This window comes from Paenibacillus sp. 2KB_20, from assembly GCF_052115765.1.
In the GTDB taxonomy this organism is placed as follows: Bacteria; Bacillota; Bacilli; order Paenibacillales; family Paenibacillaceae; genus Paenibacillus_AQ.
Genome location: NZ_JBFRHH010000003.1, coordinates 254,906 through 267,673, shown reverse-complemented (window position 1 = coordinate 267,673; position 12,768 = coordinate 254,906). Strand labels below are relative to the sequence as shown.

The following is a 12,768-nucleotide window of genomic DNA, read 5'->3' as shown; positions in this document are numbered from 1 at the left end:
TAGATCTATTAAAAATATTAATTGGGGGAATGGTTGAATGGGAACAAATAAGGCAATGAGGAGACATCGTCTGAAGCTGGCTGCCGTCATCATGTTGGCCGGAGTACTGCTGTTAAACCTGGCGGGCTGCAGCGGCGGCAAGAGCAATGATACTAAAACGGATACCGAAGCGGCTTTTAACAAAGAAGGTCTGCCGATTGTCAATGAGCCAATAACGCTGGATGTGCTGACCGTTCGCTGGGGCAACATGGGAGATACGTTCCTCCAGAACCAGTGGCTCAAGGATTTAGAGAAGGAGACCAATGTCAAAATCAATTGGCAAATCATGTCCTCGAATGATTGGGGCGAGCAAAAATCGATCATGCTGGCGAGCGGTACGCTGCCGGATATTATTTTCGGCGATATCGTATTCAGCGATTCCGATATCGTGAACAACCTGTCGTATTTCCGCCCGCTGGATGACTACATCGATCAATACATGCCGAACCTGAAAGCGGCGCTGGAAGAAACGCCCGAGATGAAAAAGATGAGCACATTCCCGGACGGGAAAATCTACTCCTTGCCGGCGCGGCTGCCGTCAAGGCCGAAAGCATCGATCCAGCCGATCATTAACAAAACATGGCTCGACCAGCTCGGACTGGATATTCCGGACAACACAGACGAGCTGTACGAGGTGTTCAAAGCGTTTAAAGAACAGGATCCAAACGGCAATGGCAAGGCCGATGAGATTCCGGTCAGCGGATCGGGGAACATCAGCATCGACCTGCTGAATCCCTTCGGCATCACGGACATTAACGGCAACAGCATGATGGTCATCGATGACGAGCCCGTGTTCTACCCGGTGACGGGGAACTACAAGGAAGCGATCAAGTGGGCGCATAAGCTGTATTCGGAAGGCCTGATCGACCAGGAGATCTTTACGCAGGACAGCACCATGTCCACGGCGAAGCATCAGAATCCAGATGCGGCGCTGATCGGTTTCTCCAACCAATGGGTGCCGGATGCGGTGTTCGGGAAGTGGAAGGATCAATATATTGCGATTCCGTCCATCGCCGGACCTGACGGAAAAAGGTATCAGGGCGGCGAGCCTCAAGGCATGAGCCAGCGGAGAAACGAGTTCCTTATCACCACGTCGAACAAGTATCCGGAAATTTCGGCTCGTTGGGCGGACCAGTTCTACACCAATGAAGCGAGCATCCAGAATTTCTGGGGCGCCATCGGCACGGTGATTCAGAAGAACGACGATGGGACGTTTACGCTCATGAATCCGCCGGAAGGCACGAGTGCGGATGCGTGGTACTGGGAGCAATCCGTAAGGGATTTCGGTCCAAAGTACGTAAGCCCGAGCTTCGAGAAAAACATCATACTGGATGAGACCACGGGCGATGGCTTGAAGCTGGTTATCGACAAGTTGGGCAGCGAATACGTAACGACGCCGTTCCCGAACGTGATGTACAGCGCCGAAGAATTCCAGGAGCTGCCTACGCTGACAACGGATATCGACGGTTATGTCGGCACGACCCGGGCGAAGTGGATATCCGAAGGCAATATCGATGCGGAATGGGACGCTTACGTCAAGCAGCTGAACGATATGGGCCTTGAGCGGCTGGTACAAATCCGCAAGGAAGCCTATCAGCGGTATATCAGCGTCAAATAAGGATTGCCTGCATCCGTCCGGGCTGCCCCGCAGATCAAAATGCTGCGGGGCATTGTGGTTCCGGCGTGGGACGGAAACGATTTTTTGATCTGTATTCATGTGTCTGCTTCAACGGAGAAGGCGGAATTGTTTTGGAGAAGCGAAGCGGTCCCCTGAAAGCTTTCCATCGGAAAGCTCGCAACGAAAGCATATGCTATCCCCGGATTTCAACATCATTAAATTTAATTCCGAAAAAATCCGGGGGTAACAGGGATCGGAAAAACAATCCGGATTCGTAGTGATGAATGGGCAACTATCAAACTACAGGAGGCAACCATGAGGAAACATCAAAGTCACGGTGTGGAATGGAATACCGGCATGAGAAACATAATGAACAGGTAGCCAGCCTATATCCGAACAGCATATTCAATCCTAGTGATAGGTAGATTTATAAACAAGGAGTGTTTCGATGATGAATAAATTTCGAATCGGCTTAATCGGTTTGGGCGGGATGGCGCAGGAGCACATCCGCTGGATGAATGAAGAGAACATCTATCAGTTCGTGGCCGTGAGCGACGTCAATGGGGAAGCCGTGGCCAGAGTAGGCGATCAGCTGGGGATTGAGGACGGCAAGCGCTATGCGGATTTCAAGGATTTAATTGAAGATCCTGACGTCGATGCCGTCATTTCGGTTACGCCCAACAACGTGCACGCCGATATCATCAGCGCATGCTTGCAAGCGGGTAAGCCTTTCTTGGCGGAAAAACCATTTACGCGAGTCTTCGAAGAGGCCATCTCCTTGCTGGAGTTATATGAGAAGTTGCCCGTCCCCGCCATGATCGGGTTTACGTACCGTTATACGCCCGCTTTTCGTTATGCCAGGGAACTGATCCGTACGGGCAAGCTGGGTACGGTCCGTCACTTCTCCATTCAGTACTTGCAGGGGTTTGGCGTGCCGAACCAGCAGGTTCCCTACATGTGGAGATACAACAAAGGCATCACAGGGACGGGGACCCTGGGAGATTTAGGTTCGCATATGATCGATATGGCCCGATTTCTGTTTGGAGAATTTGAAGAAATTACGGCCCAGCTACATACCATCATTCCAGAACGTAGGGACCCGGTAACGGGAGCGATGGCCAAGATCGAAGTTGATGATTTTGCCAGCTTTCAGGCACGGATGACCGATGGCATGATGGGCGTGTTCCAGACATCACGCAATGCGTTCGGTTCAGGCAACCAGCATGAGGTGTCCATTTACGGCGATCATGGCACGGTCCACGCCAGCACATTGGATCCGGAACGGGTGGTATGGATTCGGGAAGAAGAGCCCGGGCAGCTCGCTAGAACGACCATGGAAGTGCCGCAGCATTGCAAGGTCAAGCAGTATGCCGATTTTGCCGCGATATTGCGGGGGACGCCTGCCGATGGAGTCCCCGGGTTTATGGACGGATATCGGAATCAAGAGGTGCTGGATGCGGTCGTTAGAGCAAGCGAGACCAAGGCCGTGGTAGAGCTTCGAAATACGGGCCAACGAATCCAGAGTTTGTCATAACGTCTTGCCCATCCAGATATACAGCGCCATCAAAGTGAACAGAAAAAGACAAAAGTTAACGCTTACAAATAAACCGCGAAGTACAGCGGAGCGGTGGAATTGAAATGGAGTTTTAAGCTCACCCGTACCTTCGATTAGGAATAAGATCAGTACCGTGTGAATGATCGTATGGCCAATGACTTCTTTGTAACCGAATACAAGGCTTGTCATAATAAAAATGCCAGATACCAGCAGAGCGGTGAATCGGCTCATGATGCCTACGATAAATGCCCACGCTAGCCCTATTTCGACAAAAGCGCTGATCATGACGAAATGCTCAATGGTAAATCCGAAGGTAGGAAGTCCGTAGCTGCCCATTACGGTGCAAGCAAGCTCGGGGATGGTCAGCTTTTCCATAGCAAGCCAAGCAAGGGACATGCCCGTGCATATATACATGACGGGAGGAGCCGTTCTTTTTATTGGAGTGCCGCACACAAACAGATAATATACAATACCGAGATAGATTAAATAATCGATGGAATGAAAAATGCCGTAGGTTAATGAAGCTTGTAGATAGAGCAAGAATAGGATGGCACCGCTCACCGGCAATGTGCGTTTATAGAGCAGGCAGGCTGCGGCGGCGGAGAGACCGAGGATAATCCACATGGAATTGGTTTTGAACTCGGGTGCCAGGTATGAGCCGCTCAGAAGCTGCAGCACCAGGCCGATGGCCAGCCCTATGCGCAGAATGACTTCGGAATGGGGCCTTAGTCTGTGCAGCCATTGGTGAATTTTCATGATGGGCCTCATCTTACCCAGGGGATCGTGAAAGGCACAGGTGAGTAATAGGATCAACAATGTAAACGCTAACCAAAACAGGAACGTCAGCGTAACGATACGCGGAAAGGGCAGGGGGACCCATTCAAAGTTGTCCGTAAACCATTTGACATGAATATAGATGTTGCTAATATTGGAGAAATGCATTACCATTCAATCAGTTCCTCCCTTAACCAACTCTAGTCACCTATCCAAGATAATACAATATTAGATAAAAAAGTATATTATTGGATGAATATATCCCCCATTTTGAAAATATTATCCCTTAAGAGCATTCATAGACAGCATTTGACTTTACAGTCATAGCGTCACTAAACAAGAGGGTGTCCCAAAGATCTTAGATCTTGCGGGAGGCCCCCTTCTTGCTGTTAGAAGACGCTCCGTGTACGAATCGTTCCTACCATCGCTGTTGCCCCCACATTTCTTGGAATGGTTCTGAGCAAGGACGAAATGGGGGGCAAAGGCGAGCGCTGACGCTTGTCCGGAATCGATTCGTCCTCTCCGCTACGCCGTGCGGATTGCTTACTTTTTTAGACGCAAAGAAACCGTTCTTTGGTAAAATGGAGGTGCGACCCAAACCATTTACGAAAGGAACGGTTTCTTTTGTACATTCAATTTACCTTGGACCAACTCGATCTGCCAATGGATTTGGATTTCCTTTTACCGCTGAATGCGACTTAATGACAGGCTCAACCCGGCTAGGGAAGCTGTGTTCCGGCAGCATAACGTTCAACGGTTTCATAAGGCAGATGATCGGTAATAAGACGACCGTAATGCGCAATCCGTATGATGCCGTCCTCATCCAACACAAACTCTGCCGGAATCCGATTGAAATTTGAACCTTCTTCCGTTGTCAGCTTGAAACCTGCCGCTTCTGCTTCATCCGTGAATTGATGCACATTCGGTTGTGCTAAGGTGGCTTGTGTCTTGGCTACCGAAGTCTCGACTCCATAGCGAGTGTAGAGCTCCGCATTCGGATCGGCAATAAGAGGAAATGGAGCATTCTGCTGACCGACATGCTGATGAAGTGCCGCTTCCGGTGATTCGAAAACGCAAATGACATCGAGATGATACTGCTGCTGCCACTGAGGATATCGCTGAATAAACTGGTGCACCCTCAGATTGCATAGTGCACAGGCTGCGTTACGGAAAAAAGCGAGAAGTAATTTACGTCCGCGATGGTTTTCTAGTGAAATGATATTTCCATTTTGATCTACGCTTTGGAATAATGGAGCATAATCTCCGGGTTGGAGCACATTGTTCATTTTGGATTTCCTCCTGGGTTAACGTTATATAGGCGTGAGGCCTATTACCAATGTAGCAGGGAGGACTACATTGCTCTGTGACTAGGTCACATAGCAGTTTCTGTTAGACAGCCCCGGTTTATAATTTTCACCCAGCCTCTTCCTGTTTCCAGCCATCCTTTCTTTTGGAAATGGCCCAGCGTACGGGAGACGACCTCTCTTACGGAGCCAATTTCATCAGCAAGCTCTTGGTGGGTTGTGTGCACTAACGGATGTTCTTCCGAGGTGATGCGCAGCAGAGTCCTGGCAAGGCGCTGCTCCAGCGGTAATGACTGTCTCTCCTGCAGCATATTTGCCATCCGCAGTGTTCCATCAAGCAGCCCACCAAATATAGCGCTACGGATGGGTTCATATACCTGCAGCCAACGGAGAAAGCTGCTTTTCAACACATACAATACCTCTACCTCGGACTCGGCAATGAGAGTCCCCGGATAATCCTGCCCGCTAAGCCCGCTAAGCACGAGGAGCGAACAGACTTCACCGGCTGATAGTATGTTTAACACCGATTCGTTGCCATCTTCGTTGATGATTGTGATACGGGCCGATCCGCTGATCAGGAACATTCCATACATCGTGGCATCCTCTCGATGAAAGATTCTCGATTTGGCATCAAAATGTTTTGTGAAAGCTTTAGCATGGATCCATTCTTCTGGCGGTACGACTCTCAAATAAGGAAAGATGTCGGTTATCTGCTTCTCATTCAGTTCAGGTTTCATGGTTGGTTTCCGCCTTTCGGTAATCATGCACGGACATGCGAAACTGCTATTCTATATTGTTAACATTTCGGGCTGACAAAGTTCAAGAGAATTTTCTGGATTTCATGCGGGAAGAACTCCTTTAGCGATGCGATGGTTTTGCTATAATGATGTGAGCAAGCGATTTAAGTCAGGGAAAAGGATGAAGAAGATGAATGAAACGCAATACATAAGGGATACGCCCACGAAGATCAGGAAAAGACAGGGAGCGGTGTTCATGCTGCAGGGCACCGCTTCGGATGTAGGCAAGAGCATCGTAACGACGGCGCTATGCCGCATATTTCTACAGGATGGTTATCGTACGGCTCCATACAAATCGCAAAATATGGCTCTTAATTCCTACGTGACGCTGGATGGCAAAGAGATCGGCAGAGCACAAGGCGTGCAGGCCGAAGCCTGCGGCATTGCCGCAACAACGGACATGAATCCGATCCTGATCAAGCCGATAAAGGACATGTTTTCGCAAATCGTGATCCACGGCGTTCCCCACATGCAGATGAGTGCGATGGATTACAGGACGCAGTTCCTGCCGAAGGCCAAAGAGATTGTGCTGGATGCACTGGATCGTCTACGGGAGAGTTACGATATCGTTGTCATGGAGGGCGCGGGAAGTCCTGCAGAGATCAATCTTAAGGATCGGGACATTGTTAACATGAATTTGGCAGGATGGGCGGATTCACCGGTTATTCTGGTTGCGGATATCGATCGCGGCGGCGTGTTCGCTTCCATTGTAGGTACGCTTGAACTGCTCGAGCCCCATGAGATGGCCAGGGTCAAAGGGTTTATCATTAACAAGTTCCGTGGGGATTTAGCACTGCTTCAGCCGGGACTGGACTGGCTTGAAGAGCGGACAGGCCTTCCCGTGCTGGGCGTGCTCCCCTATATTCAGGACATGCGAATCGAGGCCGAGGATTCGGTTGTACTGGATGAGCTTCAATATCAAAGACAGGAAAAACGCGACCTCGATATTGTCGTTATCCGGTATCCGCGTATTTCGAATTTTACGGATGTTGAAACGCTGCGCTGGGAGCCGGATGTTGTTGTTCGCTTTGTCCAATCGGTGGATGAACTTGGCACGCCGGACGTCATTATTTTGCCTGGCACCAAGGATACGATCAGTGACCTCGGGTTCCTTCAGGATCGGGGCCTGGCCGATGCGATCTTGAGGCAGACGCAACAGCGGGATGTGCAGTTGGTTGGCATCTGCGGAGGATATCAAATGCTGGGCGAGCAGCTGTCGGATCCGCATGCGGTCGAAGGAAGCGTTCGGGAAGCGAAGGGGCTTGGCCTGCTGCCGATTCGGACTTCCTTTTTGAAGAATAAAAGGACGGTTCGGGTGAAAGGGGAATTGTTACCGGAACATCCGCTGAGGTTCGTTACTTCGGATACAGAGGTCGATTTTACGATTTCAGCCTATGAAATCCATATGGGTGTGACTGAATGGAGCGCCGTGTCTGACGGCTCAGGACACCGCCCACTTTTTTCGATTGAAGCAGATGGCACAGATTCTTTAAAGGCAATAGAAGATATTCAGCCGCACATTGAAGGGATTGCTACTTCTGATGGCCGTATATGGGGAAGCTATTTGCATGGCTTGTTTGACAACGATGTCTTCCGCAGGTCTTGGCTGAACGGCATTCGGATAAAGAGGGGTCTGATTCCAATTCCGGAAACGTTTAAAGCAGAAGAACGCAAATTCGCGGAATTTGACCGTGTAGCGGACATCGTTCGTAAACATGTGGATATGAAAAAAATATATGAAATCATCGGTTACACACATTGAATGATAAGGAATGCATCCGATCATTCGGGTAATAATGATGAATAGGAAGATAACACCATGCACACGGCATGGTGTTATTTGCGTGGAGCGAAAAGAAAAAAGTTGATAAATTATAGGATAGGGGGGTATACTAAATATAGAGGCGGATGAAAAAATTCATCTTGCAGTATATCCCATGATTGGAGTGATAGCCCATGTTGAATAGGAAGGGCACCATACTAACCTTAACGGGCATACTTGCTTTTGGATTGTTGACAGCATGCGATAACGCGAAGCAGGCCCCTGATACGGGCGGTCATGGCGGAAACCATGAAAAGGAAAGCGGAAGCCAGGAAACGAACGGGCACAGTGAACACGCTGGCGGTCATGAAACGGCCTCAGATCATTACAACGCTGCATTTACATGGAATGAACCGGCAAGAGCAGGTGCTGAATCTGAGTTGACGATCCAAATTACGGATAAAGACGGTGGACCTGTCCAGGATTTTGATGTCAATCATGAGAAACTCCTGCATCTGATCATAGTGAATCGCGATTTGTCCTTCTTCAACCATATACATCCGGATTACAAGGAGAATGGCGTATTTACCGTGAACACGACATTCCCGGCTGGCGGCGAATATAAATTGTTCGCAGATTTTGTGCCTAAGGGTGCTGGAGGGACCACGCTTAGCGAATGGGTTCAGATTGAGGGAGAAGCAGGGAAACCTTCGGCGATTCAACCGGATTCCAGCCTGATCAAACAAGTAAACGGCAAGGAAATTGAGCTGAGTTTAAGCAATACTTTATCGAATGAAGAGGTTGTGCTCACCTATCATATTCAGGATGCGCAGACGAAGCAAGGCATCAACAACCTCGAGCCTTATCTGGGCGCAGTCGGGCACGTTGTCATTCTGTCCGCAGACGCTGAGCAGTACATCCATGTGCATCCTCTAGACGAGCAGAGTACAGGACCCCAAGCGGAATTTGCTACTACCTTCCCCCACAGCGGTATCTACAAGATCTGGGGACAATTTCAGCATCAGGGTGAAGTAATAACCGTGCCTTTTGTCGTTGAGATACAATAATTTCAGTTGAAGGAGTGATCGATATGACTGAACCATTGAAAATCTACACCATCCCCACTTGCAGCGATTGCCATCATGCCAAGCGTTACTTCAATGAGCAGGAGGTTCCGTATACGGAGTATGATTGCACACAGAACCCGGAATATCCGGAAGAAGTGCGACGGTTGACGGGAAAACAGATTGTGCCTACGATCGTTATTGGTGACAACGTATTTATCGGATTTGCCGATAACTTTCAGGAAATCAGGGAATTGATTAAATAAATAAGGGTTGATGAAAGTGAAGAAGAAGCATGGATCGTTCCCCGCGGGAGGATCTATGCTTCTTTTAACGTGCGTCTATTTTCACACCGCGCCAATGGCCATAATTGCAACTCGGAGAAGATGTTCATGAAATTTGATGCTACACCATATAAAACGTAAATAATGAGGTATTGTACGGCCAGAATGTTCGTTTTCATCAGTTTTTTAATGGTAATTCGCAGGTGTAAATAATCAGTAGCGGTGTTATTATATGGGTTGCGTCTTTTGGAAAAGATCGCTGCGGTAAGCGTTGATAGCCCATTGAAATTTCTTGAAACGATTCGGAATATAACACGTATCAATACTCACTGCTTAGATGGAAGGGGTAGACACACAGTGGATAATGGAATGAACGTTATTTTGTTTGAAAAGAAGCCGGACGGTGAGCTGTTGCAGATCGAAGAACGGTCATGGACGATGAACATGGTTGCTGCACTGGAGCATGTAAATTATATCGTTGTTGGTGACCGGGAATACGAAACGATTGAAGGCAGATTAAATGTAGACACGGGCAAACTTGAGCTTCTGCTCGTTCCGATGCGGAACGATTAATCTTGTCCGAAAGGAGAAACCATCTTGAGTAATGAAAAAGACAAAAAAGATCAGCCAACATCCAAATGGCTGACGCCGGAAGGCAAACCGATTCGGGTCCTGTCGAGCTCGCTGGGCATTGCCTTGTTAGCGAACGCATTTCTGGTATCGGGCGCGGCAGCGAAAGACCTTGCTTCGGAAGCGGTTACTTCATCCGAAGAGCCGCAGCTGGTGTCCTGGTCGACAGAAGAAGTGAAGAAGTATTTTGACAAGAATGTGGATTGGAACATTCCGTTTCCTAGTGAGGAAAAATTCCAGGAAGAGCCGGTAGAAGGAGCCGCTGCAGGATCGGGTTCGGGCGGCGGAACAACGATCGTCAACAACTATGGCGGGTACAATTCCGGTTTCGGCTGGGATGACTTGCTGCTCTATCACATGTTGTTTAACAATGGTTCCTATTATTCATCCAGCGGATGGTACAACAATCATCGCGGTTATTATGCGAGTAACGGTAAACCTTATAAACCCCGCACGTATTCGAGTGGTACGTTCCAGAATAAACCGGTGGTGAACTCCAATGTTCGCCCGAAAACCTCCACTTCATCGTCAGGAACGATTACACGCCGCTCCACGTCGTCCAAGTCTGGTGGCATCGGCGGCAATTCAAGCGGGTTCAGTTCCTCGGGTTCGAAATCCAGCTCCAGATCTGGTGGTTTTGGAGGATGAGTCACGACAGCGTATTCACCGTATCGGGACAGCCTAGCCCCAATCGGGATGGGCGGGTATCTGAGCTCGCGGAGCTCGGCTTTACCTGGGCGGATCTGGAAGGGGAAGCCTACTGGATAGACCAGATCGTCACCATACGTCAAGAGACCTATCGTGAGCTGGAAGAAGCAGCCGCGATATTATGGGCCATGTTGGACAAAACCGTTCGTTATATTCATCGCAATCATCATATATACAGCTTGATTGGCATTCCGCCTATCCTGTGGCAGATGCTGGACGAATGTCCGCTGCCGGAAGAGGGATTGATCAGTAGGTATGCCAGGTTTGATTTTGCTATTGCCCATGACGGCAGCATCAAGCTGCTGGAGCTGAATGCGGACACGCCTACAGGTTATGTTGAGGCTTCCATTGCAACGCCGTGGATGTGCCGTCAGGCCGGCATCTTCTCTCCCAACGAACGGATGCAGGAGCTGGTCGCACAAGCGTGGGGAGCAGAGCGTCCGGATACGGCTGCCTGCATCGCTTATGGCGAACATAAAGAGGACTCCGGTACGATCGAAGCGTTGGTTCGGCACAGCGGGCTGGATATCCGACTGGTGGATTGTCTTGATCTGTGGGTGGATGAAGGTATGCTGAAGGACGGCGATGGCCGGGAGATTCACCGGATGTTCGCCCTATATCCGAAGGAGTGGATGTCCGTCGATGATGGCGGAGATGCGCTTGCCTTTGCCATCGAGACGGGACGCCTGCAGCTGTTCAACTCGCCGCACAGCATTTTACTGCAATCCAAAGGACTGCTTGCCGCCATGTGGGGGATGTATGAGCTGGGCCTTTTGTTCGATGAGACAGAACGGGAAGCCATCGTCAATTATATGCTGCCCACTTACAACAAACCGGTATTCTCCGGTGATTTTGTGTCCAAGTCGATGTTCGGCCGCGAGGGTGGTTCTGTCAAGCTGTACGACCAGGCCGGACAACTCGAGGTAGAGGATCAGGACGGATATGATACAAGTGTCATGTTTCCGACGGTCTATCAGCGGAGGGCAGACCTGGCTCGCATCGAGACGGCGGAAGGCCATTTTCATTTACTGACAGGATTGTTCGTCCTGAATGGCACCCCTTGCGGTTTGCTGGGACGTGCGGGCGGTTTGATTACGGGTAATTCCAGCCATTTTATCGCAATGGGAGTGAAATAAATGCAGTTGAAACAAGATAGAAGGCAGCATAGCGGTGCTCCTAAGGGAAAGAGGAAACCTCCGGTCGTTCTGGCGGTACTATTATTATCCCTCATGGTCTTGGCGCTGAGTGCATGCTCCAATGGGTCCACGGTATTTCATACCGGATCGGAGGAAGTATCTTCAACCTCTGCTCGCGTGCCTTGGGACTACCGGATCATTGAAGGAACCGTCGGTGATTTGATTGGCGGCGATATGACCGTGCTGCCGGATAACGAGCTCCTGCCGAACGATAACAACTATGCTACCGGGGACAAAATTTGGACGCTTCAATTCATGGATGCGGAGCTTATCACGGATGCGAATCAACGTAATGATATTCAGTTATCGTCTTGGCAGACCCTTAAGTCGTTCAAGGACAAAAAGACGGCAGAATCGGATTTGACCAACCTGAAAGTCACGGTCAAAACTGACGTGAAGCTGGTTGGGGTTTATAAAACAACGTATAAAAAAGACACCAGGCATTTTGCTGTCATCGAACTGCCGACCGGCAATCGGATCAAGCAGCCGATCGATGAGAAGCGTTATGCCGCAATGGAAAAGAAGGACAAGGTTGATGTTGTATTGGAGGAAGTGCATGATTTCGCCGATTACGACTTGGCCTATGCAAAATTTCGGGGGTGGGCGGATTGACGGTCGTCATTAATATTGTAGTAAGTGTAATCTGCATTATCGTGCTTCAATTACTGGGTATGTTGATTTTCAGCTGGATGACCCGGTTTAACGACATGGAAGAGCTGAAGAAAGGCAATGTCGCGGTTGGTCTTGCCTTTGGCGGCAAGTTTATGGCAACAGCCATTATTCTGGGCATATCGGCGTATACGAATTCATCTATCTGGCACATGATACTGTGGTTTGTCGTCGGGTATGTATGCTTGATCGTTGCCTATTGGGTATTCGAGCTGGCTACGCCGGGTCTTAAACTCTCCGAGCACCTGCAAAAGGGGAATGTAGCGATCGGCATTCTGCTTGCGATGGTGTTTATCGGGACGGCCTTTGCAATCAGCAGCCTGATTATTTAGGTCAAATCGCACCATTTTCTTGGAGAGGAGCAGGAA

The 12,768-nt window shown here is 49.4% G+C and carries 13 protein-coding genes; 10 read left to right on the top strand and 3 right to left on the bottom strand.

The genetic code is table 11. The features are described 5' to 3' along the window. The first annotated feature begins 37 nt into the window (after positions 1-37). Together AB4124_RS10580 and AB4124_RS10575 are read left to right on the top strand one after the other, a co-directional pair. On the top strand, positions 38-1,657 hold the full coding sequence (locus AB4124_RS10580; RefSeq protein ID WP_430112911.1) for an extracellular solute-binding protein: 1,620 nt from the start codon (positions 38-40) through the stop codon (positions 1,655-1,657). 448 nt (positions 1,658-2,105) lie between these two features. Beyond that, positions 2,106-3,191 (top strand): Gfo/Idh/MocA family protein, encoded by a 1,086-nt coding sequence (locus AB4124_RS10575; protein ID WP_441972775.1) that lies wholly within the window; start codon positions 2,106-2,108, stop codon positions 3,189-3,191. Here AB4124_RS10575 and AB4124_RS10570 read toward each other — a convergent pair. From AB4124_RS10570 to AB4124_RS10560, 3 genes are all read right to left on the bottom strand, one after another. After that, positions 3,186-4,160 carry a hypothetical protein gene (locus tag AB4124_RS10570; RefSeq protein ID WP_083659543.1) on the bottom strand — a complete coding sequence of 325 codons (975 nt, stop codon included), beginning with the start codon at positions 4,158-4,160 and terminating at the stop codon, positions 3,186-3,188. The genes AB4124_RS10575 and AB4124_RS10570 overlap by 6 nt on opposite strands. 545 nt (positions 4,161-4,705) lie before the next feature. Beyond that, positions 4,706-5,272 carry a redoxin domain-containing protein gene (locus tag AB4124_RS10565; RefSeq protein ID WP_430112918.1) on the bottom strand — a complete coding sequence of 189 codons (567 nt, stop codon included), beginning with the start codon at positions 5,270-5,272 and terminating at the stop codon, positions 4,706-4,708. Positions 5,273-5,358: 86 nt separating this feature from the next. Continuing rightward, a complete protein-coding gene (locus AB4124_RS10560) occupies positions 5,359-6,027 on the bottom strand; it encodes a Crp/Fnr family transcriptional regulator (RefSeq protein ID WP_379406430.1) in 669 nt (222 codons plus the stop codon). Between the two features lie 190 nt (positions 6,028-6,217). On the opposite strand from AB4124_RS10560, the gene AB4124_RS10555 reads away from it, so the two are divergent. The 8 genes from AB4124_RS10555 to AB4124_RS10520 all read left to right on the top strand — a co-directional run bounded on the left by AB4124_RS10555 (position 6,218) and on the right by AB4124_RS10520 (position 12,732). Further along, positions 6,218-7,849, top strand: a complete 1,632-nt coding sequence (locus AB4124_RS10555; protein ID WP_441972772.1) for a cobyric acid synthase — start codon at positions 6,218-6,220, stop codon at positions 7,847-7,849. Between the two features lie 194 nt (positions 7,850-8,043). Then, positions 8,044-8,916 (top strand): hypothetical protein, encoded by an 873-nt coding sequence (locus AB4124_RS10550; RefSeq protein WP_441972770.1) that lies wholly within the window; start codon positions 8,044-8,046, stop codon positions 8,914-8,916. A gap of 23 nt (positions 8,917-8,939) precedes the next feature. Next, positions 8,940-9,179, top strand: coding sequence for a glutaredoxin family protein (locus AB4124_RS10545; RefSeq protein WP_441972768.1), 240 nt, complete (start codon positions 8,940-8,942; stop codon positions 9,177-9,179). 375 nt (positions 9,180-9,554) lie between these two features. Next, positions 9,555-9,770, top strand: a complete 216-nt coding sequence (locus AB4124_RS10540; RefSeq protein WP_441972766.1) for a hypothetical protein — start codon at positions 9,555-9,557, stop codon at positions 9,768-9,770. A 24-nt stretch (positions 9,771-9,794) separates the two neighbouring features. Continuing rightward, complete coding sequence (locus AB4124_RS10535) at positions 9,795-10,475, top strand: hypothetical protein (protein WP_430112927.1); 681 nt, start codon at positions 9,795-9,797, stop codon at positions 10,473-10,475. Further along, positions 10,472-11,671: a glutathionylspermidine synthase family protein gene (locus AB4124_RS10530; RefSeq protein ID WP_441972764.1), complete on the top strand. Its 1,200-nt coding sequence runs from the start codon at positions 10,472-10,474 to the stop codon at positions 11,669-11,671. Before AB4124_RS10535 ends, AB4124_RS10530 begins: the two co-directional genes overlap by 4 nt. Then, on the top strand, positions 11,672-12,343 hold the full coding sequence (locus tag AB4124_RS10525) for a signal peptide protein (RefSeq protein WP_441972763.1): 672 nt from the start codon (positions 11,672-11,674) through the stop codon (positions 12,341-12,343). Further along, positions 12,340-12,732 carry a DUF350 domain-containing protein gene (locus AB4124_RS10520; protein WP_076320807.1) on the top strand — a complete coding sequence of 131 codons (393 nt, stop codon included), beginning with the start codon at positions 12,340-12,342 and terminating at the stop codon, positions 12,730-12,732. The genes AB4124_RS10525 and AB4124_RS10520 overlap by 4 nt, the downstream gene beginning before the upstream one ends. Positions 12,733-12,768: the final 36 nt, after the last annotated feature.